The sequence below is a fragment of the Cognatundibacterium rivi genome (assembly GCF_018139565.1).
In the GTDB taxonomy this organism is placed as follows: domain Bacteria; phylum Pseudomonadota; class Gammaproteobacteria; order Burkholderiales; family Burkholderiaceae_D; genus Undibacterium; species Undibacterium rivi.
In genome coordinates this window covers 375,954-401,699 of record NZ_JAGSPK010000002.1, presented here as the reverse complement: position 1 = coordinate 401,699, position 25,746 = coordinate 375,954, and the positions used below count along the sequence as shown (strand labels likewise).

22 protein-coding genes are annotated in these 25,746 nt (G+C 53.6%); 12 read left to right on the top strand and 10 right to left on the bottom strand.

Going from position 1 to position 25,746, the window contains the following annotated elements:
• Positions 1-240: 240 nt before the first annotated feature.
• Positions 241-390, bottom strand: coding sequence for a TOBE domain-containing protein (locus tag KDM87_RS18010; RefSeq protein WP_212678249.1), 150 nt, complete (start codon positions 388-390; stop codon positions 241-243).
• A gap of 15 nt (positions 391-405) precedes the next feature.
• The gene (locus tag KDM87_RS17925) at positions 406-780 is read right to left on the bottom strand and encodes a hypothetical protein (protein ID WP_329604904.1); all 375 of its coding nucleotides are present in this window, start codon (positions 778-780) and stop codon (positions 406-408) included.
• A 259-nt stretch (positions 781-1,039) separates the two neighbouring features.
• On the opposite strand from KDM87_RS17925, the gene KDM87_RS06130 reads away from it, so the two are divergent.
• The 5 genes from KDM87_RS06130 (at position 1,040) to KDM87_RS06110 (ending at position 5,791) form a co-directional block, all read left to right on the top strand.
• A complete protein-coding gene (locus tag KDM87_RS06130) occupies positions 1,040-1,591 on the top strand; it encodes an iron transporter (RefSeq protein ID WP_212678248.1) in 552 nt (183 codons plus the stop codon).
• A complete protein-coding gene (locus tag KDM87_RS06125) occupies positions 1,581-3,089 on the top strand; it encodes a carbohydrate porin (protein WP_212678247.1) in 1,509 nt (502 codons plus the stop codon). Before KDM87_RS06130 ends, KDM87_RS06125 begins: the two co-directional genes overlap by 11 nt.
• Positions 3,090-3,096: 7 nt before the next feature.
• Entirely contained in the window at positions 3,097-3,432 is a 336-nt protein-coding gene (locus tag KDM87_RS06120; RefSeq protein ID WP_212678246.1) for a cupredoxin domain-containing protein, read from the top strand.
• A 149-nt stretch (positions 3,433-3,581) separates the two neighbouring features.
• The gene (locus KDM87_RS06115) at positions 3,582-4,403 is read left to right on the top strand and encodes an FTR1 family iron permease (protein ID WP_212678245.1); all 822 of its coding nucleotides are present in this window, start codon (positions 3,582-3,584) and stop codon (positions 4,401-4,403) included.
• Positions 4,400-5,791 (top strand): 4Fe-4S binding protein, encoded by a 1,392-nt coding sequence (locus tag KDM87_RS06110; RefSeq protein ID WP_212678244.1) that lies wholly within the window; start codon positions 4,400-4,402, stop codon positions 5,789-5,791. Before KDM87_RS06115 ends, KDM87_RS06110 begins: the two co-directional genes overlap by 4 nt.
• 607 nt (positions 5,792-6,398) lie before the next feature.
• Here the strand turns inward: KDM87_RS06110 and KDM87_RS06105 are convergent.
• Positions 6,399-7,415: a DNA-binding protein gene (locus KDM87_RS06105; RefSeq protein WP_212678243.1), complete on the bottom strand. Its 1,017-nt coding sequence runs from the start codon at positions 7,413-7,415 to the stop codon at positions 6,399-6,401.
• A gap of 206 nt (positions 7,416-7,621) precedes the next feature.
• On the opposite strand from KDM87_RS06105, the gene KDM87_RS06100 reads away from it, so the two are divergent.
• The gene (locus KDM87_RS06100; RefSeq protein ID WP_212678242.1) at positions 7,622-8,017 is read left to right on the top strand and encodes a hypothetical protein; all 396 of its coding nucleotides are present in this window, start codon (positions 7,622-7,624) and stop codon (positions 8,015-8,017) included.
• A gap of 85 nt (positions 8,018-8,102) precedes the next feature.
• Here KDM87_RS06100 and KDM87_RS06095 read toward each other — a convergent pair whose 3' ends face one another.
• From KDM87_RS06095 to KDM87_RS06080, 4 genes are all read right to left on the bottom strand, one after another.
• Positions 8,103-8,801 carry an adenylate/guanylate cyclase domain-containing protein gene (locus KDM87_RS06095; RefSeq protein WP_212678241.1) on the bottom strand — a complete coding sequence of 233 codons (699 nt, stop codon included), beginning with the start codon at positions 8,799-8,801 and terminating at the stop codon, positions 8,103-8,105.
• 22 nt (positions 8,802-8,823) lie between these two features.
• A complete protein-coding gene (locus KDM87_RS06090) occupies positions 8,824-9,366 on the bottom strand; it encodes a hypothetical protein (protein WP_186861721.1) in 543 nt (180 codons plus the stop codon).
• A 47-nt stretch (positions 9,367-9,413) separates the two neighbouring features.
• Entirely contained in the window at positions 9,414-12,392 is a 2,979-nt protein-coding gene (locus KDM87_RS06085) for a Tn3 family transposase (RefSeq protein WP_186861720.1), read from the bottom strand.
• 267 nt (positions 12,393-12,659) lie between these two features.
• Positions 12,660-13,709, bottom strand: a complete 1,050-nt coding sequence (locus tag KDM87_RS06080) for a hypothetical protein (protein ID WP_212678240.1) — start codon at positions 13,707-13,709, stop codon at positions 12,660-12,662.
• A 299-nt stretch (positions 13,710-14,008) separates the two neighbouring features.
• Here KDM87_RS06080 and KDM87_RS06075 point away from each other — a divergent pair, with 299 nt between their 5' ends.
• The 6 genes from KDM87_RS06075 to KDM87_RS17920 all read left to right on the top strand — a co-directional run bounded on the left by KDM87_RS06075 (position 14,009) and on the right by KDM87_RS17920 (position 22,237).
• On the top strand, positions 14,009-15,139 hold the full coding sequence (locus KDM87_RS06075; RefSeq protein WP_212678239.1) for an MFS transporter: 1,131 nt from the start codon (positions 14,009-14,011) through the stop codon (positions 15,137-15,139).
• Positions 15,140-15,285: 146 nt separating this feature from the next.
• Positions 15,286-15,639, top strand: a complete 354-nt coding sequence (locus KDM87_RS06070; RefSeq protein WP_212678238.1) for a hypothetical protein — start codon at positions 15,286-15,288, stop codon at positions 15,637-15,639.
• Positions 15,640-15,714: 75 nt separating this feature from the next.
• Positions 15,715-17,064, top strand: a complete 1,350-nt coding sequence (locus tag KDM87_RS06065; RefSeq protein WP_212678237.1) for a TolC family protein — start codon at positions 15,715-15,717, stop codon at positions 17,062-17,064.
• 8 nt (positions 17,065-17,072) lie between these two features.
• The gene (locus tag KDM87_RS06060; RefSeq protein ID WP_212678236.1) at positions 17,073-18,335 is read left to right on the top strand and encodes an efflux RND transporter periplasmic adaptor subunit; all 1,263 of its coding nucleotides are present in this window, start codon (positions 17,073-17,075) and stop codon (positions 18,333-18,335) included.
• 14 nt (positions 18,336-18,349) lie between these two features.
• Positions 18,350-21,526: an efflux RND transporter permease subunit gene (locus KDM87_RS06055; protein WP_212678235.1), complete on the top strand. Its 3,177-nt coding sequence runs from the start codon at positions 18,350-18,352 to the stop codon at positions 21,524-21,526.
• A 114-nt stretch (positions 21,527-21,640) separates the two neighbouring features.
• Complete coding sequence (locus tag KDM87_RS17920) at positions 21,641-22,237, top strand: flagellar basal body rod protein FlgB (protein WP_212678234.1); 597 nt, start codon at positions 21,641-21,643, stop codon at positions 22,235-22,237.
• 298 nt (positions 22,238-22,535) lie between these two features.
• Here the strand turns inward: KDM87_RS17920 and KDM87_RS06045 are convergent, their stop codons facing one another.
• Genes KDM87_RS06045 through KDM87_RS06035 form a run of 3 tightly spaced genes read right to left on the bottom strand, consistent with a single transcriptional unit; the run spans position 22,536 to position 25,695 of the window.
• Positions 22,536-23,150 carry an HAD family hydrolase gene (locus KDM87_RS06045; RefSeq protein ID WP_212678233.1) on the bottom strand — a complete coding sequence of 205 codons (615 nt, stop codon included), beginning with the start codon at positions 23,148-23,150 and terminating at the stop codon, positions 22,536-22,538.
• Positions 23,151-23,160: 10 nt separating this feature from the next.
• Positions 23,161-24,006: a hypothetical protein gene (locus KDM87_RS06040; RefSeq protein WP_230407616.1), complete on the bottom strand. Its 846-nt coding sequence runs from the start codon at positions 24,004-24,006 to the stop codon at positions 23,161-23,163.
• 3 nt (positions 24,007-24,009) lie between these two features.
• Complete coding sequence (locus KDM87_RS06035; RefSeq protein WP_212678232.1) at positions 24,010-25,695, bottom strand: hypothetical protein; 1,686 nt, start codon at positions 25,693-25,695, stop codon at positions 24,010-24,012.
• Between the last annotated feature and the right edge of the window lie 51 nt (positions 25,696-25,746).

Sequence of the window (25,746 nt, the reverse complement as noted above, 5' to 3'; positions counted from 1 at the left end):
ATAGCCCGCTGTGAGCGGGCTAAAATCCAAACCTTGACGGTGTTGGAGGAGACAGTTGTGACTTTACTGCAGCAAATATTCAAAATGGTTGAGTTTGCCCATCCCCCAAAAATGTAAAGTTAGCGTAAAAAATCACCATTGATCAATTCAAAGATCGCTTTTTTTTTAATTTTTGAAGCCTTCATATAAAGCTTCTTTTACATTTTTGGGGAAGTTGTAAGCACTTCAGTATTACTCTGGCTATTTCTCCCCATCCCCTCGAAAAGGTAAAAGTTTCTTGAGGTAACCTTTTTCAGGTCTATTTTTAGTAGACTTGACCTGCAGCCACACTGGTTGACCAGAAATTACGCCAAGCGACGCCACTGCTCGCTTGGTCAGACGCGACAGCAATATGACATTCCCTATCTACCAAATGCCCTCTATTAAAGGTGCTCGCAACAACCTATGTGTATCTGCCGAAATAGTTATTTCGTGCGGTTCTGGCAACTTTCGATAGTTATCTACACAGATTTCCATAAGTTGAAAAAAGCGTGCTGTTTGGCTATCGAATACTAAGTTTGCTAATTCCGTGTTATGCCCAACCAAAAAATCACCAGCATGCAGAATTTTACCAAGGCTGTTCTTACTGTCCGCTAAGTTCTTTTGTAGCACGCGGATCAAGCCCATTTCCCGTGCTGTCAGGAATGGCAACACCTGGTCATTCAATAGATCGGCTAGTTCCGAGCAATTTCCCGTGCCGTAGCGCACGTCGATATCAATCCGCTGTGCAACAAAATCCACCACTTTGAGGTAAGTCCCCAGGTGCACGTCCGTATCGGGCCAATTGGTTTGGAACCTCTCAATACGCGGCAGTAACCATTTGGCAGTGAAAGTTGGGCTGGCCTACGGGTTTTGGGGGCTAATCGACCGATTGCTGTATTTAACTCGTTAGAACTCAAAAAAACTTGAGTCGGATCAAATATTTTTTAAATGAGAATGGTTATTATTTCCATGTTTTATCAACTTGCCTAATTCCTATCTCATTGTCCAAGGTTTATTTATGTCTATTCTTGATTTCCGTTTAAAAACAGCCGTCGCCACCCTGGCACTCGGTGCTAGCCTGACTGCGCATGCGATTGAGTATCCGATCGGCACGCCGCAACAGCGCGTCGGCCTGGAATTGTCCGCGGTTTATCTGCAACCGATCACGATGGAGCCGGACGGCATGATGCGTAAGGTCGAGGAATCCGACGTGCATCTGGAACTCGATATCAAGGCGCTGGCGAATAACTCGAACGGTTTCCCCGAGGGTTCGTGGATTCCGTATTTGCTGGTCAAATACGAGTTGACCAAGGTCGGCAGCAACCAGAAAATCGCCGGCGATTTCATGCCTATGGTGGCCAACGACGGTCCGCACTATGGCGATAACGTCAAATTGATGGGGCCGGGCAAGTATCAGGTGAAATTCCAGGTCTTGCCGCCTTCAGCCAGTATGCACGGCCATTTCGGTCGTCATACCGACCGTCAGACCGGCGTGCGCCCCTGGTTTAAGCCTATCGATCTGGAATTCGAATTTACCTTTGTCGGCGTAGGCAAGAAAGGTGGTTATTGAAATGACGTTCTTGTTCAAGCGTACGGCGACCTTGTTGTTGGCCACCATGCTGGCTGCGCCTATGGTGCAGGCAGCGCCGGCCAAGGCTGATGTGAATGCCTTGCTCAAAAAATTCAGCGAGCGTCTGGAGCAGCTGGAAAAGCGCAATGCCGAACTCGAGCAGCAGCTGACGCAATTGCGCACCGAAAACAGCGCCAAGCTGGAGCCGCGCATCAAGGCGATCGAAGAGCAAAATGCCAAGATCGAGAAGGGACTGGAAAACGACGGCGTCAGCCAGTACGAGCCGGAGCTGACGGCGCGCCTGAAAGCGGTCGAATACCAGTCGCTTAACATGCAAAAATCTGCCAGAACCGTCAGTGCTCTGGACGGCGTGACCGCCGGCGTCAGCCTGACCACGGTCGCGCAACATCCGGGTGAAATGCCGGCCGGGTCGCATATTCACAACAGCCAGTTGAATTATCGCGGCGATGTGACAGTCTCCTTGCCCTTGCCCAATAGCGGCGACATTGAAAACAAGATGGTGGCAGCATTCCGGCTGGGGCAAGGCATAGGCCTGAACGGAGTGCGCTCGTTCGCCAAGCCGAATGCCAGCGCCTTCCGCGTCAGCAGCACCAGTCCCGACGACAGCGTGGCCGTGCTCGGGCAAGCCTGGTACCAGGCCACCATTCCGCTGCCGTTCGGCGGTTTCAAGCCGCGCTCGCGTGAAAAGCTGGAAATCAATTTCGGCAAGATGGATCCGTTCTCCTTCTTCGATCAGAATGCGGTCGCCAATGACGAGACGCGCCAATTCCTCAACACCGTGTTCGTACATAACCCCTTGCTGGATGCCGGCGGCGATATCGGCGTCGATGCCAACGGCTTTACCCCTGGCTTCCGCGTGTCTTATCTGAACGAAGTCAATAAGGCTGAACCGTGGCGTCTGTCTTTCGGCGTATTCGGCGCCGGCCAGGGTGCGAATTACACGCGCTTCTTCAGTTCGCCGCTGGTGATCGCCCAGGTAGAGAAGCAGTTCAAATCGTTTGGCGGCTTGAATGGCAACGTGCGCGCCTATTACTGGCGTAACGGACAGGCAGCGCAATACTCGGGCGATGTTGCCGCGCATTCGGGTTGGGGCATTTCAGCCGATCAGCGCGTCAGCGACAATGTGGCGCTGTTCGGCCGTTACGGCCATCAGTTGACCGGACGCGTCAGTTTCGATCGCGCCCTGACCTTCGGTGCAGAATTTGGCGGCGGCCTGTGGCAGCGCGGCGCCGATGCGCTCGGCGTTTCTCTGGGGTGGTTGCGTACCAGCAACCAGTTCCGCAACGATGCCCCGACCCTGGCTGATTTCGGCTTTGCCGCCAGCAATGCCGAACGCGTCGCCGAAATCTATTACCGCTATCGCGTCAACAAGCAGTTCGAGCTGTCGCCTGATTTGCAGTTGATTTCGCGTCCGGCAGGTAATTCCGACGCATCCCTGGTCAAGTTGTTCGGTGTGCGCGCCCAGATCGTATATTGAGATGTCTATGTCGCTTAAAAAATTCATCCTCGGCGCCGCGCTGGTATTTTCTTGCATCGCGCCCGCGCTGGCCGAGGAACTGCTGACTTTTCAGATCACGGCAAAAAATGGCAAGTTGATTCCAGAACGGATAGTGGTGCCGGCCGGGCGCAAGATCAAGCTGGTGCTGAAAAATGAAGGACCGGGGCCGGAAGAGTTTGAAAATCTCGAGATGCGTGTCGAAAAAGTGCTGGGGCCGGGGGCGACGTCCTTCGTCGTGTTGCATAACCTGAAACCCGGCACCTATCGTTTCGTCGATGAATTTCACCCTGAGACAGCGCAATGCCTGATCGTTGCAAAGTAGTGGGATGAGTTTTGAAAAACCGGATTGTGCCGCAATGGCGCAGAGACGCATGCCGTAGCGGATCTAGTTGCCGAAAGCGTCTCTACATTTTTGTGTTTGTATTCCTTTGTATTCGTTTATAGGTGTTTTGAGCAAGAGAGAGTTTTGAAATGATCAATGCAATTTTTATCGTCTGGCGCGAAAGCCTGGAGGCGATGCTGGTGATCGGTGTGCTGTCGGCCTGGATTGCGCGCCAGAGCGACCGGAGCGGCTTGCAACGCACACTGTGGCTGGGTGTTCTCGGTGGCGTGTTGCTGGCTGGTGCGATGGCTATGCTGACCTTTGGCGCGCAAAACCTGCTTGAAGGGAATGCGCTGGAAATTTTTCAATTGTGTATGGTATTGATTGCCGCCGTGCTGATTCTCGAAATGCTGGTGTGGATGCGCAAGCACGGTCGCCACATGAAACAGAACCTGGAAGCCGGCGCAGCGCGTGCGGCTGAAGGCAGCGGTCAATACGGTTTGGCGCTGATCGCCGCGCTGGCGGTCGGGCGCGAAGGTGCGGAAACTGTGGTGTTCCTATACGGCATGGGTATGGAGCGGCAGGGCGGGGCGCTGCTCGAACTGGCCTGGTCGGCTGTAACAGGCATCGGCGCTGCGGCGATGACCGCCTGGTTGGTGGCGCGCGGCGCGCGCTATCTGAATTACCGTACCTTGTTCCGCTGCAGTGAAGTGGCGTTGCTATTGATTGCTTGTTCGTTGATCGGTAATGGCGTCGATCGTATCCTCGGGCTCGATTGGTTACCGATGTTGAGTAACAGCATCTGGGATAGCTCGGCCTTGCTCGACGATAGCAGCCGATTCGGCAAGGTGCTAGCTGATTTCGCTGGCTATCGCGCGCAACCGAGCGTGTTGCTACTGATGGTCTACCTGGCGTTCTGGAGCGCGTCCTGGTGGCGTTTGCGCGATCACTCTAACGGGAGCGGTCGATGATCCCGATTCAAGTCGTGCGCGTCGCACCGCCCAGGAAGACGCACCTGCTGCAGCGGCTCGGTGATGCGATGCGCCGCCATGCGCGCCTGATCCGGGCGCTGCAATGGATGGTGGTGTTGTTTTATCTGGCGTTGGTAGTGTTGCCGGTATTTTTACCGCTACCACCGCAGGGCGCAAGTGTTCTGAATAACCTGACCCTGTTCGCGCAATTTCTGTTTTGGGGAATCTGGTGGCCATTCGTCATTCTCAGCGTGTTTTTACTCGGCCGGGTCTGGTGCGGTGTGCTGTGTCCTGAAGGTGCGTTGAGTGAGCTGGCCAGCAAACATGGTCTGGGTAAGGCGATTCCGCGCTGGCTGCGCTGGAGCGGCTGGCCGACCGTGGCATTTATCCTCACGACCGTGTATGGGCAACTGGTCAGCGTGTATGAATACCCGCAAGCTGCCTTGCTGATATTGGGCGGTTCGACCGTGGCGGCGATCATCGTTGGATATGTGTACGGTAAGAACAAGCGCGTCTGGTGCCGTTACCTGTGCCCGGTTAGCGGTGTATTCGGCTTGCTGGCCAAAGTGGCGCCGCTGCATTTCGCGGTCGATGAAAGCGCATGGCGGGAATTTTCCGGGCACGCAGCGCGCGTCAACTGCGCGCCGTTGATCGACATGCGGCACATGAGTAGCGCTTCCAAATGTCATTCATGCGGACGCTGCAGCGGACATCGCGATGCCATCGCACTTGAGGCGCGCTGGCCGAATCAGGAAATTCTGGCGGCAACGCCGCGCGATGCCTCGACACCGGATGCAATCCTATTAATTTACGGCATGTTGGGTGTTGCCATGGCGGCGTTCCAGTGGTCGGCCAGCCCGTGGTTCGTCGCGCTCAAGGCGTTGGCGGCAGACTGGCTGATTGCGCATGACAGTTTCGTCTTATTGCAAGACAACGCGCCGTGGTGGCTGCTGACGCATTACCCGGCCGCCGCTGACGTGTTTACCTGGTTGGACGGTTTGTGCATTCTCGCGTATATCGGTACGATGGCGCTGATTCTGGGCAGTTTAACGCTGGTCTGCATGCGCGGTGCAGCGCGACTGGCCGGCGATATCGACTGGCGTCATTTGACGATGGCGCTGATACCGTTGGCGGGATTGGGCGTATTTTTGGGCTTAAGCATGATGACCACGACCCATTTGCGCGCCGAGGGGGTGACGCTGGATTGGTTGGGGCCGGTCAGAACCTTCTTGCTGAGCATTGCGCTGGGCTGGTCGGGCTGGCTCGGCTGGCGTTTGCTGTGGCGCCAGCAGGTGCATCGTCTGGCGAGTCTTGCCGCCTGCGCACTGTATTGCATGCCTTTGCTTGCGGTGTGGGCATGCTGGTATTTATTGTTTTTTGTCTGGTAATTGGATTGTCATAGCGCCGACAAGCAATAAAACTGAATTTTCCTTATAGGCTATTCTACCCATCCCCTCGAATGGGCGCTTGTGCTCAAGGGGGGGCTAGGATCACGTTTTTTCGCCAAAAGTTAGCTAAGCGCTTGGCATTGTTGTGTACAACGTTGTTGAAACTTGGCCTGTTGCAGATTAAAGCATTCGCCCAATCCTCCGGAACCAGCCTTCCACCTCACGCTCAGCATCTCTTGCTACCAATCGTTCAGCAGCCATTAGGGGAAATGCTTTCTCCGCAAGACACAGCTTTGCTGTCCCCCATAATGCTATCATTCAGGAAATTTTCGCCAAAAAGTTATCAAAGTAATTGATGTTATTGATTTATCGTGGTTCAAAAGCCATTCCATCGAATTCGATTCGCCACCCCCTTTACCCGCAACTTGCCAAGCCAATTTAGCAGTCTTGCCTCTCTCTTCTCGATCAGCGCTGAGGAAACAAAACAGCAAGAAATACTGATGTAACTATTTGATTTATTGGTAAATGTACTTCTATGGTGACGCTAAGCATAGCATGGACATCTACGTGATCTGGCTATCAAGGCATACGATGTCAGCATTAACTATTAGTCAATATTATCGTTGCTTGGCATTTCTCTCGCATCCAAATACGTTTTCAGCTCAGCCATCATCACTTGCTGAGCATCGAGCTTTGCACGGGTTGCGGCCAGCTCAAGCTGCAGGCTGTTAAGCCGGCTAGACATTTCCTTGCTTTGATCAGCAGCATCAGCGATCTGAGCGTTCTTCTTGCCTAGCAAAGCCTCCAGTTGAATTACGCGCTGCGCTATAGCACGTTGCGTTTCGAGCTCCGCATCCAATCTGCGATGATGATTTTTCTCTTCATATAGCGACTTCTGAGCTTGCGACAACTCTGCAACCAGCCTTACTCCATCCTGATTGAGTTGCGTCACTTCTTGTTGCTTCAGTACCAGACTTTGCTTCAACTGACGAAGTTCAGCTTGGAGTTGCTGAACTTCTTGATCATGGCGCCGGATATCTTGTTCGCGCTGCTCTTTGATTGATGATCTGTAATGTTCCAGGGCATCCCTTGCGTGATTGTGTTTTTCCTCCAGCGATTGTCTGTGTACCTCGTTCTCCGCCAGACGTTCTTTGAGATCCGCCACTTGCTGCGCCAACGTGTGCCTGGCGATAGATTCGCGCTGCATAGCCTCCTTTGTCTGCTCGTGGGATTGCATTTCTTCCTTGATAGACGCTATCGCGAGATCCAGTTTCTCTTGGGTGCCCACGTTTTTTTCTGCTAGGGCTGCAATTTCAGCCTCATGTCGGTGATTGCTCTCGCTATGGCGAGATTCCAACTCAGCGATGCGGTTGCTTGCCTCTGTCTCCAACTGACTGGCGAGGCGCGTTACCAGATCCTGCAATGCTTCACTGATCGCGATTTTGCGATTAATGTTGGTGCCGTTTTCCTCTTCCAGCTCCTTCAAATACTTGTGAATAGTGGTCTTGGAGCCGGTGTTGCCCAGCGCAACTCTCACTGCATCGACTGAAGGATGGCGCCCTTGTGCCAAGAGGGAGTTACGTGCTTTTTCGACTTCAGACTTATACAATCCTGCTCTGGCCATGATCACCCCATCTAATATCATAATGTATTACATACCACGTAATTACATACTAATTTTAACCAATATTCAAGGAAAAACAGAAAGTATTTAAATGCAGGATAAGATAAGGTTATCCAGTATTAGTACTAAAAATCCGATAAAATTAGCAGAATATTTGATACAACCCCAACTCACTCAATGATGTAAAAATCTTGGTATGCCATAGCATGAGCAAAATCAATCACTACATCCATGCTGGAACGCGTGACAATACCCGCGTGGCATACCAGTCCGCCGTCCGGCACTACGAAATTGAATGGGGTGGGTTCTTGCCGGCCACCAGCGAAAATATCGCTCAGTACCTCGTTGACCACGCTGAAAAGCTGGCAATCAACACGTTGCGTCAACGTCTTGCAGCTCTCGCACAATGGCATATCGATCAGGGATTCCCTGATCCGACCAAGACGCCTCTCGTTAAAAAAGTCATCCGAGGCATACAGCGGGAACATCCTGCGCAAGAAAAACAGGCGAAACCATTTCAGCTCGAGCAGCTTGGTTCAGTAGATCGCTGGCTAGATCAAGCAATTGCGACAGCAAATAGAGGGTCGGCCGGGATTCCTTAAAATTCCGCAGAAACTGGTTTAACTATATGATTTAATTCGGGAATTTCTATTTTTTGAGGCGGCAACTACGCTCCCAGCTACCCTGCTACAAGACTATCTGGCCCCATGTGGTCCGATAGACGATACTGTTATCGAATGTGTTCCATGTCGCTGGTTCCCAGATAGCAGCCCCTACCTCAGAATATTTAAAAAAATCTGGGACTTGGTCAAATACGGCTTTTGTAACGTAAGTCTGATAGGTGTCCGGAAGTGCTGCTAACTTTGCAGCGTGATTTGCAGCTCGCCCAACCCAGACCAGATCGTTGGCCCCGCGCACGCCGGTGCGCGCCACGAATAAGTCGCTGGTATCGACCCCGATCACGTGTTTCAACGTGTAATTGGTAGTGTTGTATTGCACCGCCATCGTTGGGGCAATCACATTTTTGACCACAAAGTTGATTTGCATCGCAGCTCGTATGGCCGCAACATTCTTCCCATGCCCGAGAAAAACAGCCATGACGCGATCGCCGTCATACGCTGTGATTTCACCACCCTCATTGACGATGATTTTTGCCGCACAGTGTAGAAAAGTCTTATAAACCTCGGCCGCAAATGCGGGTATATGTCTGTCTACAAGCAACGTAGAATCGGCCAAGTCGGCATAGAGAACGGTTGCATTGAGCTTGACGGCGTCGTTGCCGAGGCCAACATCTGCATTGGCCGGAACCACTTGGCCATCGCGCGTAGTCCAGACCTCGCGAAAGATTTTGGCGACTTGTGCGTGTAAATCGTCTCGTAACGCCAAGGGAACTCCTTAAAAGTTCGGATCAGAAATCAGCAAATTTAGCCAGCAGCGCCAGTGCGGTCAGCGCTAAACCGCCGACCAAAAGCCACCCTGCACGCTCCACCCAGTTAGATTTAATTTTCAACCCGTGGCTGATAGTGTAGTGCTGCTCCAGCACCTCGTGGCACAGTTTTGTGGGGCTAAGTGCCAGGACGTCCTCAATAAATTTGTTTTCGTGGCCCTTAGGATAATATTCTGCCACGTAACCGTAAAACGAAATCGGTTTGAAATCGTTGATGTAGCGGGACTCAGCACCAAAAATCTGGGCAAGCGACCCGCGCGGGATAACCGTTAATAAGGAAAAGAGCAAGGATAAGATGGCCAGTGACGAAGCAGTCAAGGCGAACCCTTTCGACCACGGACCACACTCTAGCAAGCGTGCGCCAGTCCAGATAAACGCCAGCAAAGCCGCATTCAACGCCGACAGGAATCCAGCCTTTGTATCCATGACGGAGACCCATTTGCGCGAAGTTTCGGCGATGGCGACGTACATTTTTAAACGGTCTTCATCTTTCCATTCGTCCACTTTTTTCCCTTTTCTTGATTCGCGCTGCAGACTACCGCCCGCGCTGGCTAGTGCCGCCTAAAGTCTATTTTGTAATCGATCGGCGCACCTTTTTTATTCAGATCAAGCGTGTAATCCCCGTATCGATTGATATGGCTGAAACGGTAAGGCGACAATCCCTTCAGTACGTCCTCGTCGACTGGATAGCCTTTGGATTGCATGTCCTTCAATTTGCGGGACATCCATTGCACATTATTGAGGATCACCATATTGGCGACCAGATGATTGTATTTGATCACCTTGCGCTGCTCATGGCGGATATTTTCCGCGATAATGCCATCGCCGCCAAAGAATAGCCATTTCGTAAAATTATTGAACTCCTCGCTCTTATTGGTAGCTGCATGGATAGTGCGCCTGAGTTCTACGTCGTTGATGTACTTGAGCAAAAACTGCGTTCTGATGACGCGCCCAAGCTCACGAAAGGCGAAATACAATTTGTTCTTGCGGCTATAGGTACCAAGTCGCCTCAATATCATGGAAGGTGTGATTTTGCCGGCCTTGATCGAGATAGCGACACGCAGCATGTCAGGATAATGCAATTCGATCAGTTCCCAATCGATATTACCGCGGAACAGACCGTTAATGTGGGGATACTGCTCTTGTTTGTCCGGCCGGAAGAACGTAAGTTCCTTAATATTCCGGATCCGTGGCATCAGGTTGATTCCTAGCAGATAGGCCAAGCCGAATACCGGAGCACTTTGCGCCTGCGTATCGCCGTGGACTGTATCAGGTTGGACATCGGATTCGTTCTTGATCAGGCCGTCCAAGATATGCACTGCTTCGTAGACACCACACGGAATGAAGTGACTGAACAGAGCAATGTACATGTCGGACACATGGTAGTAACCAATGCCACCATACCCGCCATAGCGGATATGATATTCCGACAGCAAGTTTTGCTCGTACACGTTCCATTTGGTGCCGTCAGCCGATACACTCTTTCCAGTGCCCCAGTAGCGCGGCAAGGCGAAACGATTGTAAGAGTTGATGACTTTCACCAAAGCCTTCTCCAGCCGCTCCTCCGTCACATGGCGCAAATTTAGCCACGCGACCTGTTTTCGGCTCAAGCCCTTCAAGGAACGGGCGGTTTGCGTGGGCCCCAGGTTGCAGCCGTAACAGAAAAGTGTTGAGATGAAGCGCTTACGTGGATCGTCAATCTTTGACTCGAACCCGGACAGCGGGCCAAAAATGCTATGCAGATCCAGCCATTGTTCGGTCTCGGTCAAAATATCCAGGATACTCGCCGGCTCCATATGCTCAGTAATGGCCTGGTCAATGACTTCCAGGTTTGGAGGCGGTTGCTGACGCTCGGTGCGGCGGATGATCAAGCCAGACTCAGAAAAATCCACGTGCTCATTGTCTGGGAAGCGCTCATCTACCTGGCGGGCAATCTCGCTCAAGTCGTCACGTAATTTATCGACGAATTTTTCTGAGTCCATCGGCAGGTCCACTAACTTGCCATAGTTCATGATCTCCTTGCGGCACTCCTCCCAACTAATAAGGTGTACGCGATAGTCGTCATATTGGTCACTGTGCTCAACATACACGTCGCCGGACTTAAGCTCTTGCATAATCTGAGAAAACACACAGAGCTCGAAATATTTCCGATGAATGATCTTGTCAGCACCTGACGGCTGTTCTTTGCCAACAATCAGGCGTTGCCACTTCTCCGAAATCCAGTCCAGCGATGCGATGTCCAACTCGTCGGCGTTCACCAAGACATATTCACGATGGCTTGACCGGAACTGGCGCATCCATTGCAATGCCCGCAACAGCGATTCGTCTTGTGAGCTAGACTTCAAGGCCAATACATCCAGGCATTGAAATAACAGCGCCCGCTTAGCGCGATATGGCTGCAATATGAAGGGATAATAGTTATTGCCTGCATAGGCCATGTGTTCGTCGCAACGAATAATCCAGGGCTCGGGATCGCCATCCAGCACTTGCTCTATTAGTGCCAGGCGCTCCTTGTCAGGCGCCTCATTTTGCAACGCAGTCAGCACATCTCGAAACTGGCTGATGAGGCGTTCTGTTTGTTCGGCGTGCTGCAGCCGGTACTCACGTAGCCTATCTTCTGCGACGTGATGCATGTTGCGCACCGCCTTGACGAATATTTCGGCGATATCATCCATCGCCTTTTGCAACTGGGCTTGGATGAGCAATACCGTGAGCGAATAGCGTTTGGCAGGCTTGAGTTCGAGCATTTCAGAAATATCCAGTGCTCTGGCCTCGGTAACCAACTGCGTGCGTTTCGGGACTGATAGGAAGTCGCCGGCTGGAAGGCCCTCGCCCAACATCGTTAGGTCCTGGATATGCTGCAGGAAGCTTGCGATCTCTCGCACACCGGGTTGTTTTGGTTCGCGCTTTAATCGATCCCACCGAGTACGAGCCCCTCTATGGGAAAGCAACTCGTCAATCCGGAAGCGTTGTTCCTCGGAGAGTTCGCCAGCTAGGCGCTTGTATACCTGGTCGTTGTAGGTTTTGCGCATCCGGGTGGCAACGCGCAGTAGAAACGCGAAGCTGGGCAGTTCAAAGCGATGGTGCGCCAACTCTTCGATCATCACATTGATAATATCGGATAATTCTTGCTTGGTATGCGCGGCCTGTAGAGCGATGCCATCCATCCACTCGTGGTCGGTCACTTCAAACTGCCGGATATCGACGTAGGTTCGCAGGAATTTCTGATGCAGCCATTTACTGCCTGATTGCTCGTATTTGACAACGGCGCGTTTCAAGATCGGACGGACGCCTAGGTGATTGCAAACATGCTCAATAATTGGCGCAGGTATCTCGGTCGCGGGAATAAAGTTTCCGAGGCGCTGCAGCAGTTTTAAGAGAATCAACAGCATCGCGCGGGTTGGCGCCTGACGGTACCGTTCAGAGACAAAGGCAATCTCTGCCGGTGTGGGCGTAAATAACGTTAACAGCTCCCGCTCTGTAATCTCAGCATTAAGACGCGGATAGGCCGTTTCATGCAAGCTGCTCACTACATTTCCCCTTTATCGGCAATGTGTTGAATTTTGCTAGACAAGAACATTGCACCAAAGATAAGTTTCCTGTCAATAAAGAAATGATCCCAAGGTGATGCTGAGCAACTAAACTCAGATCGAGCTACTCCCAGCCATGCAATTTGGGGGGCGGTACGGCAGTGAGCCCGCTACGATGATCAGCAGAATGGAAGCCAAGATGCACCTCAGGAACACCTTTATCAGGCGTACCCGCCTTTTTCTTCAGCGGGAATGAAGCACGGCCACTCAGGCTGGCGCCTGAAAGACTGATGTTGCGACTTTTAAGGGCTCTATCGTCTTGATAAAGTGAAGTACCCAGTCGGGCATCAGTAACTCTCTCAGCTCAGTCAGAAAACTCAGCGGTATCTCTGGCCTTGATGTTGGCAGCAGGAAAGCCCGACTGGAAACCGCCTCAAAAACAGCAAGCCCCTGTATCGTCATGCAGAGAGAAAATTCTGGGTTCTGCACACTGGAGGCCAGCGTTTCAGATTGAAATTGACTACCTTCCAGGCACACCAATTCCGCCAATGAGCGAACATGGTCGCGCGCACGATCGAGTGCAAGCGTTGTCTTTAGTGCGGTCGAGGCGGATGTGATGCCCATGCCAGGTCCTATATAGGCAGATTTTCCAATCGAGAAAAATTGCGCCACCCCGCCTTTACGGGCTTGATGAATTCGCTGGGCAGATAGAGGCGTGTCCGCATGAATCCCTTTCACGCGGAACTGATCAAAATACCTTGGCCAACTCCGGGCGACGGTGTGCAGTAAGTCTGGATCGGCAAAGCCGTCTCCTTTGGGGTGCGGTAACACATCGACGAAGGCGACGGCATCGCCTCCTACTATGCAAAAAAGAATCCAGTCGGCTGGTTGAGAGAAAAACTCCCCCCGAGGGATCGGCTCGTCGCTGAGGTGAAAGTGCAAAATATTCCAGTCGGCCCACAGAAAATCAGTCCTGAATTGACGCTTTGCGCCGCTGACATCGTGATGTTTGATCAAACCTTTGCCCTGGTAGCAGTTGATGTCCTTGCCTTGACAAATCAATCTTTCCAAATTCTTGAGCGCCTTCCTGGCGCTTACCGGCAGGCGCTTGGGAAATTTATCCGAATACACTACCTTTCTCGGGATGGGGTCAACGTACCTTAACCGGAAATCGAGCCATCGAAGGAGTGGATTGTCCAGATGGGCCACCTCCCTGGCGTGCCGCAGAGAAAATAGGCCGACTAACTCCGTGGCCACGTCGTTCAAGTCTTGCTGAAACCTGTTTTCCAAAAAAATTTTATCTAGTTGGTAGATCATGTCTATTGTTTCGGGTCCGGGGCTGGCTAGACCCAATTTTAGGGGTCTTCACTACGTCTATGCAACCGACTTTAATTTGCCCAGCACAACGTCACACAATTTCAGTTCAAGGTCATTTAGTGCACTCTTCGTCAGGCCATCGCTCCAGGAAAAGCAGTTTAGTGCTGGGGTGATGTGCGTCATGGTTCATAATTGCAGTATCTTTACGCCGTGGAGGCATTCAGTTGGGAAAACTCACTACAGCGAAGTCCACATTAGGTCAGATTCCCCCCGGCGTCTGGGTACTCGGCTTTGTCAGCATGCTGATGGACATTTCCTCGGAAATGATTCACAGCCTGCTACCCTTATTCATGGTCACGGCTCTGGGGGCCAGCGCTCTGGCAGTGGGCCTGGTGGAAGGATTGGCTGAATCCACGGCCTTGATCGTCAAAGTATTCTCCGGCTCACTCAGCGACTATCTCGGCAAGCGCAAAGGCTTGGCCATATTCGGCTACGCGATGGGTGCTCTTACCAAACCGCTGTTTGCCATAGCGTCCACGACCGGCATCGTGTTGACCGCGCGCCTGCTGGACCGAGTCGGCAAAGGCATACGCGGGGCACCAAGGGATGCGCTGGTCGCGGACATCGCACCCGCGCATTTGCGTGGCGCCGCGTTTGGCTTGCGCCAGTCGATTGATACCGTCGGCGCCTTCCTTGGGCCGTTGCTCGCGGTCGGTTTGATGCTGTTATGGGCCAACGATTTCCGTGCAGTGTTTTGGGTCGCCGTGATTCCCGGTCTGATGGCGGTCGCGCTGCTGTGGTTCGGCGTGCGTGAACCACAGCCTCGTCAGGATCACAAGCGGACCAATCCGATACATCGCAGGAACCTGGCGAGGCTCGGGGCACCATATTGGCGGGTAGTCGGCGTCGGCGCCGTGTTCACGCTGGCCCGGTTCAGCGAAGCATTCCTGGTGCTGCGCGCGCAACAAGCTGGCATCCCCGTTGCCTTGGTGCCGCTGGTGATGGTGGCAATGAATCTGGTCTACGCGGTATCGGCGTACCCGTTCGGCAAGCTCTCCGACCGGATGAGCCATACCAGGCTGCTGGCGCTCGGCCTGGTTGTCCTGATTGCAGCCGATCTGGTCTTGGCAGCCAATGATCACTGGGGAGTTCTGTTGGCCGGCGTCGCACTGTGGGGCGTCCACATGGGTATGACACAAGGCTTATTGGCGACTATGGTTGCCGATACGGCTCCGGCCGACTTACGCGGTACCGCGTATGGATTCTTTAACCTGGTCAGTGGCCTAGCCATGTTGCTGGCGAGCGTGTTGGCCGGCCTGTTATGGGATAGGCTTGGGGCGTCGTTCACGTTTTATGCAGGCGCTGCTTTTTGCGCGGTTGCCCTCGTCGGCCTGGGATGGTCGGCCAGTACCGCCGTTCCCAAAAGGTAGACGGCTAACTCTGCGAAGACGGGTTGCTCCCGACCGACACAGTCGTAAAATGGGTCTGGTCAAGAAAAGTCGCCTGTTCGGAATCGGCGGATGCGTAGAATATTTTCAATTGATCAATTTTTTACGCATGTTATACTCCGTCAATCATGAAAATCTTCCGCATCGCCAATTACATCCTTTTGCTGAGTTTTATCCTCAGCATTGGCGATTGGCCGTTTGTCGATGAGATTCTGGAAGAGCAAGCGGCACTCCAGAGCATGATGGGCACCCTGGACACGGCGCAAGCAGATGCAGAATCCACGCGATTGAAACAAGAATCGATGGTCAGCCACTCCTCAGGCAGCATCTACCAATCGTTGACGAATTTTGTCGACATGCCCCGGCATAATTTAGTCGTCGCTGTTGCCAGCGAGCGCACCGCCTATTTCGCAGAGGAGCCATCCTTTGTGTCCGTAACTGCGATCCCCGCCGAACGTCCTCCGTCCCTTTCTTTGTCCTAGTTTCAAATTTTCCCGTGATTTGGGCGCATTGCGCTCGTATTGTCACGTCATTTTGAATTTCGACAGAGAATACCCATGTCCCTAGCATTTTTTCGGGACGCCCGACCTCTATTGGGGTCGCTGCGTCCATTGGTGCCGGCTGCCTGTCGCGTCTTAGCCGCGGCCACCGTCATCTTCGTTTCATTACCCTATGCCCGGGCAGCATCGTTTGCGGCCGCCCCCCAAGAACTTGCCCCTAATGTCATTGAACCGGCGGCACCACTGACTCTGACGGCGGCACTGAGGCTTGCATTACAGGCAAATCCCGACTTGTCGGCAGCCAGGCAAGAGATCGGGGCAGCGGATGGACAAGTCATGCAAGCCGGTGCCAGCCCCAATCCAGACTTGTCGCTCCAAGTTGAAGACCTGCGCAAGGATACGCGCACTACGACGCTCCAGATCAACCAGGCGCTGGAACTGGGCGGCAAGCGTAACGCCAGGATCACAGCGGCCGAACGCGGCCGGGACGCTGCACAGGCGGACCTGGCAGCCAAGCGCGCCGAAATCCGTGCCGCCGTCATTTCTGCATTTTTCGACGTCGCCGCCGCCCAGGAACGTCTGCGACTTAGCCAGGCGTCGCTCGAACTGGCGCGGCGCGCGACGACGGCCGCCGCCCATCGGGTCGCCGCAGGCAAGATCTCGCCGGTCGACGAAACCAAGGCGCGGGTGGCAGAAGCCACTGTGCGGTTGGAATTGAATCAAGCCAACGGTGAATTGACGACGGCACGCAAGCGCCTCACCACTCTCTGGGGCAATCCATCGCCCAGGTTTGATCGTGCAGAAAGTCAATTTGAGGCACTCCCCTTATTGCCAGCCCTCACGGAACTGCAGGCTCGCGCCGGCCAGGCCCCCGCATTGATGCGGGCCCAGATAGAGGTCGAGCGGCGCATCGCGCTGGTCCAGGTGGAACAGAGTAAGCGCACTCCCGACCTGACGCTCAGCGTCGGCGTCAAGCGGGCGGAAGATTTGGGGCGGAATCAGGCGGTACTAGGGGTATCGGTTCCGCTGCCGCTATTTGACCGCAACCAGGGCAACTTGTTCGAAGCCTTGCGGCGTACCGACAAGGCGCGCGACGAACTATCCGCATCCAGGCTAAGGGTGGATACCGATACCGCGCAAGCCTACGAACGCTACGCGAACGCACGCCAGGAGGCAGAAGCCTTGCGCCAAGAGATTTTGCCGGGCGCGCAAACGGCCTATGACGCTGCCACCAAAGGCTTCGAATTCGGCAAGTTTGGCTTTCTTGACGTGTTGGACGCGCAACGCACCTATTTACAAGCCAAATCCCAATATGTGCGGGCACTCCTCGACGCCTATCATGCCGCTGCCGAGATCGACCGTATTCTAGGCGACGACTCCCTCATTGAACACTTCGCCGCACCTTGAGATTCCCTATGAAAACTAATCTGAATAAAAAACAGGCAATCGCGATTGCCGCCATTGTGGTTGTCACCGTCCTATTGGGCGCTCTTATCGTGGGAAGTAAGCAAATCGCAGTAGACGACGATGACGCGCCTGCCGCAGCAAAAACGGCGAAAGAGTCCGTCGCTCCCGCCAACAGCGATAAGCCCAAAGGTCCGGGCCAGGAGGCCGACAATAAGCCGCCACAAAAATCCCCAGCCGACGACAATAAAATTGAACTAACCGAAGTCCAAATCAAGGCGGCCGCCATCTCGATTCTGAAGGCCGGACCGGCACGGATCAAGGATGTTCTGACCTTGCCCGGGGAGATCCATTTTAACGAAGACAAGACCGGGCACGTGGTGCCGCGCTTTGCCGGCGTGGTACAGAGTGTGCCGGCCAGCCTTGGGCAGCAAGTGAAGAAAGGTCAGGTTCTGGCGGTGATCGCCAGCGTGGGATTGTCCGATTTGCGCAGCGAGCTACTGACCGCGCAGAAACGCCTGTCGCTAGCGGCCACCACTTACGAACGCGAAAAGAAACTGTGGGAAGATAAAATATCTGCCGAACAAGATTACCTGCAGGCGCAACAAGCGATGCGGGAGGCCCAGATCAGCGTTCACAATATCCAGCAAAAACTCAATGCCCTAGGGGTTACGCAGGACCATGCAGACGCACTTAACCTCTACGCCGTCCGGGCGCCATTTGACGGCATGTTGATTGAAAAACATATCACCTTAGGGGACGCGGTCAAGGAGGATGCCAACATCTTCACGATTTCCGATCTTTCCACCGTCTGGGCCGACAGCACGGTTCCCGCCAATAGCCTGAACCAGATTCGAGTAGGTCAATCAGTCACCGTCAAAGCGAGCGCTTTCGATGGCAAGGCCAGCGGCACTGTTTCCTATGTCAGTGCACTCATCGGTGACCAAACCAGAGCAGCCAAGGCCAGGGTGACCCTCGCCAATCCCAACATGGCTTGGCGGCCAGGCCTCTACGTCAGCATCGAAGTCACGGCAAGCGAGACTGGAGTACCGGTGGCCGTCTCGGCAGAGGCGGTGCAAGACATCAATGGCAAGCCGACCGTGTTTCTCAGGACGCCGCAAGGCTTTATCGCGCAACCGGTCACCCTTGGCAGAACGGATGGCCGGCTAACCGAGATTGTCAGCGGCCTCAAAGCCGGCAGCGCCTACGCCGGCAACGGCAGTTTCGTGCTGAAGGCCGATCTCGGTAAGAACACGGCTAAAGACAACGATTAAACGGAGACCCTATCATGTTTGAACGCATCCTCCGCTTCGCCGTTGAGCAGCGCTGGCTGGTCTTGCTGGCCGTCTTCGGCATGGCAGCCTTCGGCCTCTACAGCTATCAAAAATTACCGATTGACGCGGTGCCTGACATTACCAACGTCCAGGTCCAGATCAATACCGCTGCACCAGGCTATTCTCCGCTGGAGGTCGAGCAGCGGCTTACCTATCCGGTTGAGACTGCCATGGCTGGCTTGCCGCGCCTGGAGCAGACCAGGTCGACGTCGCGCTATGGACTGTCCCAGGTCACGGTCATCTTCAAGGAAGGGACCGATATCTATTTCGCCCGGCAATTGATCAGCGAACGCCTGCAGCAGGCCAAAGACAGTCTGCCTGTAGGCGTGAACGCAGCGCTGGGCCCGATCTCGACCGGGCTCGGCGAGATCTATTACTGGACGGTGGAGGCGAAACAAGGCGCCAAGAAGCCGGACGGCACGCCTTACAGCCCGACCGACCTGCGCGAGATCCAGGACTGGGTCATCAAGCCGCAGTTGCGCAATGTTCCTGGTGTGACGGAAATCAATACGATAGGTGGTTACGTCAAGGAGTACCAGGTCGCTCCGAGCCTGGAGAAGCTGGCCTCCTATGGCTTAACCTTGCAAGACATCGTGGTGGCGCTGGAGCGCAACAATACTAATGTCGGCGCCGGCTACATTGAAAGACGCGGGGAGCAGCTGCTGGTGCGCGCGCCGGGGCAAGTCCGGTCGCTGGACGAGATCGGCAACATTGCACTGGCTAACGTGCAGGGCGTGCCGATCCGGTTGCGGGATATCGGGACCATAGGACTGGGCCAGGAATTGCGCACCGGCGCCGCGACCGAAAACGGCCATGAAGTGGTACTGGGAACCGTCTTCATGCTGATGGGAGAAAATAGCCGGGCCGTATCCCAGGCCGTTGGCAAGAAACTGGCGGAGATCAACCGCACCCTGCCAGAGGGGGTCCATGCCGTGACGGTCTACGACCGCACGGTCTTGGTTGATAAAGCGATCAGTACCGTCAAAAAGAACCTGGTGGAAGGCGCGGTGCTGGTCATTGCAGTTCTTTTTTTATTCCTGGGCAATATCCGCGCGGCGATCGTCACCGCCCTGGTGATTCCCCTGGCGATGTTATTTACCTTCACCGGCATGGTGACGTATAAAGTCAGTGCCAATTTACTGAGCCTGGGTGCGCTGGATTTCGGCATCATCATTGACGGCGCGGTCGTGATTGTCGAAAACTGCGTGCGACACCTTGCGCACGCGCAGCAGACGAAAGGCGCAGCGTTGAGCCGCAGCGAGCGATTGCATCTGGTGTTTCAGGCGTCCACGGAGGCCCGCCGGCCGCTCCTGTTTGGGCAATTGATCATCATGATCGTCTATCTGCCGATCTTCGCGCTCGCTGGCGTGGAAGGCAAGATGTTTCATCCCATGGCCCTGACCGTCGTGATTGCACTGGTCGGTGCCATGATCCTGTCGATCACCTTCATCCCTGCCGCAGTCGCGCTGCTGATCGGCGACAAGATCACTGAAACCGAAAACGTCTTGATGCGCAAGGCGAAACAGTTCTACCAGCCTTTGCTGACCAAAGGAATGCAGAACAAGCCGGTAGTGATCACGGCCGCAGTGGCACTGGTGTTGTTATCCGGTCTATTAACGACCCGATTGGGCAGCGAATTCGTGCCTAGCCTGAATGAGGGCGACTTTGCGCTGCTGGCGCTGCGCATCCCCGGCACCAACCTGACGCAGTCGGTCGCCATGCAGCAGAAGATCGAAGCGGCGCTGGTGCAGCAATTTCCGGAGATCGAGCGCGTCTTCACCCGGATCGGTACCTCGGAAATCGCAACTGACGCCCAGGGGCCAAATATTTCCGACGGCTTCGTCATGTTGAAACCGGAAGACCAGTGGCCCAAGCCCAGGAAGTCGCGGGAGGAACTGCTGGCGGCGATGTCTGCCGCGGTAGCCAAAATTCCGGGCAGCAACTATGAATTCTCGCAGCCGATTCAATTGCGTTTCAATGAATTGATTTCCGGCGTACGCAGCGACGTCGCCGTCAAAGTATTTGGCGACGATATGGCCGTATTGAACGATACCGCCGACAAAATCGCCGCCGCGCTGCAAAAGACGCCCGGCGCCGCTGACGTCAAGGTGGAGCAGACGACCGGGCTGCCGATGCTGACGGTCGATATCGACCGCGGCAAAGCAGTCCGCTATGGCCTGAATATCGCCGACATACAAGACAGCATCACCACGGCGGTTGGAGGCAAAGAAGCCGGCATCCTGTTCCAGGGAGATCGCCGCTTCAATATCGTGGTGCGGCTGCCGGAGGTTGCGCGCACCGACCTGGAAGCGATCAAGCGATTGCCAATTGCGTTGCCGAAGGCGGCCGGCAACGACGGCAAAGCTTACTATGTCCCGCTCTCCGAAGTGGCCAACCTGCACTTGGCGCCGGGGCCGAACCAGATCAGCCGGGAAGATGGCAAGCGCCTCGTGATCGTCAGCGCCAACGTGCGTGGCCGCGATATCGGTTCCTATGTTGCCGACGCCGAAAAGGCTTTGTCCCAGCAAGTCAACATCCCGGCCGGCTATTGGATCAAATGGGGCGGCCAATTCGAGCAATTACAGTCGGCCATCGAGCGGCTGAAGGTCGTTGTGCCAGTAGCGCTGCTGTTGGTATTCACGCTGTTATTTATCATGTTCGGCAATATGAAGGATGGGCTGCTGGTGTTTAGCGGCATTCCGTTTGCACTCACCGGCGGCATCCTGGCGCTCTGGTTACGCGGGATACCAATCTCCATTTCCGCTGCGGTCGGTTTCATCGCGCTGTCGGGAGTCGCTGTGCTGAATGGCCTGGTGATGATTTCCTTTATCCGCACTCTGCGCGAGCAAGGCATGTCGCTGGATCAGGCGATCCATACCGGGGCGCTGACTCGACTGCGACCTGTCTTGATGACGGCGTTGGTCGCGTCGCTGGGGTTCATCCCGATGGCGATCGCGACCGGTACCGGCGCCGAAGTGCAGCGCCCATTGGCCACCGTCGTGATCGGAGGAATTCTCTCGTCGACCGCACTGACCTTACTGGTGTTGCCACTACTGTACCGACGCGCGTATCGGAGCGAGGCCGAAGAAGAGGATTTAATCGCTGAGCAATCCAGCAAAGTCACTCAATAAAAAATGCTCGGCCAGGCGCAGTTGCTCGGAGCGAGTAACTCGCCTGGCCAGGATAACTTGATGGTTGCAGTAAATAGATCTGTTTGATGGATTCGTCATTCACTGGAGACTTACATGGAACGCCTCTCAGGAACTCCCATTTTGCCTTTGAATAGCACCGTCTCTCCCGCAAAAGGAGAGCAGAAACCGCTTACGATTTCTAACGGAACCTTTTCAGAGGCCTTGGCTCGCGTCAAAGAGAAAGCTGCGACAACCATTGCCACACCGGCACCTTCGGTTGGGGTGCAGAATGTAAAAAACACGTCGCCGGTAACGCCAGGATTGCAATCGCTGACCAACGCGCCGCCCGCGCATTTTCAATTGACCGGATCGCAAAACGAGGCCGGAGGCCACGCTTTCCACGAACGTGCGTTAGCGCTTCGTGCCTATCGCCAGCAGCTGTTGGCGTCAAACATCGCGAACGCCGACACGCCGGGCTACAAGGCGGTCGACATCGATATCCAAGAAGCACTTCGTACAGGAAGGACGGTCGAATCAGTCGAAGTCAAGTACGCCGTTCCAAGTCAAGGGAGTGTTGACGGCAACACCGTTGATATGGATGTGGAGCGCGTTAAATTTGCGGCAAATGCGCTGATGTATCAATATGAAGTGGACCGAGTGAAAGGACACCATAAGAAAATGGAGGATCTCTTAAAGGGCACTCCCTACTAAATAGCAAAAATGGTTCATTACAAGGAGGACGATGCCGAACCAATTACCCGCGAAGACCCGCGTCGGCGAATGGAATTTGTACGCCTTAAACCCTCATGGTCGCCGTGAGGGTTTATTTCAAGCAACATACCTTTGCCAATTAAAGCTCGTAGCGAAACCCCATGGACGCAGCCCAACGTGGAGGCAACTGAAACCCATTCCCATTTGACGGGCCGATTGCTGTAGGAAGTCAAGTATCTTGGCATGCTTAGTCACCGACACCGTCAAACCTCGGCTGAGATAAACCAACGTTCCTCCGTTACGGCCTGCATCGGCGTTCGGCCCCAAGCCACCAGGTTGCGAATTCAGCAAGATCGGCATGTCGCGAATGGACCACCGCCTGGTCCTCTCCGATGTTCGGACTTCCATTCGGTTCGCGTAGCACGAGGGCGGAATGTATGTGGCTTGGGATACCTCGTAAATAGGGCAAGTAGTCGTCGACGAACGCTATCGGATGTAATTCCTGTAGTGCTGCGGCTTTAGGGCTCGTGTGGGTGCCTGTACTAGCGGTAGCTATGACGCGCTGAATTGGGAAGCCACAATCTCGCAAGTTTTGTAGGCGCGCGGCTTGGAACTGCGATTCAATCGCGCTGACACAAACCAATTCATAGCCGGCATCGTGAAGTCGCAGACAGGCGTCGACCGCACCATTAATCGCGGGAATCGTTGACCAAAAATCCTGGTCGAAACTCGCTCGAAAATGAGCCAGTTCCTCTCCTACCAGTCGACGTACATTCCAGCGGTCGATAGGCCAATAGGCCTGAGGATCACGTATTGCCGGCATCACGTCAAATGCTTTGTTCCAGGCATATCGATAGGCTTCGTGGTAGTCGAGAAGTACGCCATCTGCGTCCAAGGCGATAATTGGTTTCATATGACGTATTCTATAACCTGTTCCCAGAGGCAAACAGTGCACGTTGCTTCAGGAATTGTTTGTAGATTTGGCTGGGTTGTGCCGAACGATTCGTACTTACTTTGTCAGAAAATAATTTGTAGTAGCTCAAAAACAGAGGCTTATCTCGCACGTATTGAGTTGTCCAATTTGCCGCTGGAAGGCGAGAAAGCATCTCGTTGAACAAGAAATTATTCAATGTCTTTACCAAACCGGTCGAGATGGCAATCGTGTTTTGAAGAGCGACATAATCCAGCTTCAAGGGTTTTTCCAACAGCGATTTATGCCCAGTCAAACCTAGTGAAATAGCGTTGCTGACGCCTAATTTTCCGAACCGATGTACCGCGCAATGCCTTAACTGGCAGACTCGGGCGTAATCTTTGATAGCGGTATCCAAATCCGGTGGCAAATTTCCTTTTATTGCTAGCATCTCCCGAATTGCTTTCGTGATGTTTTCGCTACTCACGAATGAAATACGCTCTAACATTGCCTCGGGAAGCATGTCCTTTGGCAAATGGATAGCTGCGCCGTAAGACACGTCCCGCTCGTGTACGCTTTCCTGGCAAATTGAATCGAAAGCGATTAAGCGTCTGAATAAGGTGCGGAAATAACTTTCTACGGCGGCGATGACTCCTAGCAGAACCAACTGGCCTTGAAATGGATCGAAATTCGTTGGTTGCGGTGCAAGCCTATTAATTGCTTGCAGTCGGGTGAGAAATTCATCGATCGGTGAATCAGTGGATTCTTTATATTGCTGGTCAAAAAGCTGCTCGGTAATCAAAGGCGGATTGGCGGGCGAGACACTAAGTGTTAGGCGGCAGCGGAAAGTAGTAGCCATAGGTCAGGAAAGAAATTCGTTTACCGTGAGGGTTACTTTGCCAATAATTTCGCCGGCGCGCACAGGCCCTACATAACTTGCTTGTTGCAGATCCGCAGATGCATTCTGTGCCGCATAGACGTGCCCGACTGTCCGCAGCTTGGTCGACTGATGGATTCGCGCAATCAAGGTGTCGCTAATGCCGGGGACTTCCTCCAAAGGAAGCTTCATGCATTCTTCAAACAATGAAGAGCCAACCAGTTCTGTCCCGCAGTTGTGACAAAATCTTTGAGACTCATTGATGCGGGCAGTATTGCATGCCTGACATGGTGGCAGGTCCAGCTTCAGGCTTGCCAGTTCGTCGGGATCCAACACAGTGGACAGAGTTCGCCTAATGGGCTGTTTCGCTAGCGGCCGCTGCATATATTGGGGCACATCTTTTGACGATGATCCTCTGCCTTCCCGAAAAACACCCTGCGCATGTAAAAAGGCGAGGTGGGGAATGAATCGATCATATTTTCTGTTGACGCCGTGAGACACCGCTTGCAGCGGATACAGCATGCCAACTTCGATTAAAAACCGTAGCATGCGCTCCGCTAGAGGATTTCGATCGCTGTCCTGCTTGAGCGCGAAAATAATATTGCGCGCGGACGGCTCAAGCCCTTTTGCAGCGGCAACGCTGGCAACGGCCCGTTCGAAAAATTTTCGGCCGGTTGCAACCAGTGACGAAAACTGCTTAAGTTTAATTCCTAACGAATCGTATTCCGCACCAATCAGCTCTGTTTGGCGCTCAATAATCTTATTTATTTTTTGCTGCGATGTGCCGGCTTGAACGTCCAAGTATTCACGCAATAAGCGCAAGTAAGCCCTGGGTATGCCGAAAGCAGCAAATTTGAAAGATTCGAATGTGTCCGAATTGATGCCGGCGAGTTCGGTCGACGTAAGGCGGCGCGTTGCAATATCGCCCATAATCTGGGAATACTCGGCGTCTTCAACGGAAAGCCAAAGTGGAACCTCCTCCGATTCATGCGACGCATGGAATGTGGGGCCGTATTGTGTTGATCCAGGATAGACCGACGCCTTGGGTGCAACAAATTCAGTCTTGAGCAGACGGTATATCTCAAAAAAAGCAATCAGATACTGATCTGCTAAGCTGAGGGCTGCATCGTCAAGTAGTAGCACGACGCGCTTGCGCGAGAATTTCTTCCGTAATAAATCGACAGCGTCTAACACATGGTCAACGGTTAGGTTTTGACCATAAGTTTCATATTGCTCGGTACCGCTTCCGCGCTCCAGCAATGAAACAAGCTCCCGCAGCTTGATCTCGTCAAATAAAGGGTTCTTGCCGGTCAAAAATAACGAGGCCTCTTTTTTGTCACTGAGGAAATCGAAACAACTCAACAGCAGCTTGGCCACTACCCAGGAATGAAAGCGTTTCAGGGCATCGGGGGCTTTTTTTAGCAATGGTTCCAAATTGAGGTAGCGGCTAAAATTAGCATATAGCACGAGCGGTGCAGAGTCCGTTTGCATAGCATGCAAATAGGTGTACCGCATTACATGAGTTTTTCCGGTTCCCCGCGGCCCAACCAATAGCTTTGCTCCAGTGCTAAGAAGCTTTCGTCTCGCGTTTTTAAATATTTCCCCGTCAGCCAGGGTCGTGTCTATCAAGTTTAACGAAAGTTGATCTGCGCGCTCTTCAAATTCTGCCATTTAGAGTTAATCCTGAGTCAAAAAAGTATCATTTCTTTTTTTTGGGGCAAT

Excerpts from the sequence above, each read along its gene's own strand:
- KDM87_RS06080 (WP_212678240.1), bottom strand. The coding sequence starts at position 13,709 with ATGATCTACCAACTAGATAAAATTTTTTTGGAAAACAGGTTTCAGCAA.
- KDM87_RS06115 (WP_212678245.1), top strand. The coding sequence starts at position 3,582 with ATGATCAATGCAATTTTTATCGTCTGGCGCGAAAGCCTGGAGGCGATG.
- KDM87_RS06130 (WP_212678248.1), top strand. The coding sequence starts at position 1,040 with ATGTCTATTCTTGATTTCCGTTTAAAAACAGCCGTCGCCACCCTGGCA.
- KDM87_RS06120 (WP_212678246.1), top strand. The coding sequence starts at position 3,097 with ATGTCGCTTAAAAAATTCATCCTCGGCGCCGCGCTGGTATTTTCTTGC.
- KDM87_RS06110 (WP_212678244.1), top strand. The coding sequence starts at position 4,400 with ATGATCCCGATTCAAGTCGTGCGCGTCGCACCGCCCAGGAAGACGCAC.
- KDM87_RS17920 (WP_212678234.1), top strand. The coding sequence starts at position 21,641 with ATGGAACGCCTCTCAGGAACTCCCATTTTGCCTTTGAATAGCACCGTC.
- KDM87_RS06045 (WP_212678233.1), bottom strand. The coding sequence starts at position 23,150 with ATGAAACCAATTATCGCCTTGGACGCAGATGGCGTACTTCTCGACTAC.
- KDM87_RS06065 (WP_212678237.1), top strand. The coding sequence starts at position 15,715 with ATGTCCCTAGCATTTTTTCGGGACGCCCGACCTCTATTGGGGTCGCTG.
- KDM87_RS06035 (WP_212678232.1), bottom strand. The coding sequence starts at position 25,695 with ATGGCAGAATTTGAAGAGCGCGCAGATCAACTTTCGTTAAACTTGATA.
- KDM87_RS06060 (WP_212678236.1), top strand. The coding sequence starts at position 17,073 with ATGAAAACTAATCTGAATAAAAAACAGGCAATCGCGATTGCCGCCATT.
- KDM87_RS06075 (WP_212678239.1), top strand. The coding sequence starts at position 14,009 with ATGCTGATGGACATTTCCTCGGAAATGATTCACAGCCTGCTACCCTTA.
- KDM87_RS06100 (WP_212678242.1), top strand. The coding sequence starts at position 7,622 with ATGAGCAAAATCAATCACTACATCCATGCTGGAACGCGTGACAATACC.
- KDM87_RS06040 (WP_230407616.1), bottom strand. The coding sequence starts at position 24,006 with ATGGCTACTACTTTCCGCTGCCGCCTAACACTTAGTGTCTCGCCCGCC.
- KDM87_RS06055 (WP_212678235.1), top strand. The coding sequence starts at position 18,350 with ATGTTTGAACGCATCCTCCGCTTCGCCGTTGAGCAGCGCTGGCTGGTC.
- KDM87_RS06105 (WP_212678243.1), bottom strand. The coding sequence starts at position 7,415 with ATGGCCAGAGCAGGATTGTATAAGTCTGAAGTCGAAAAAGCACGTAAC.
- KDM87_RS06070 (WP_212678238.1), top strand. The coding sequence starts at position 15,286 with ATGAAAATCTTCCGCATCGCCAATTACATCCTTTTGCTGAGTTTTATC.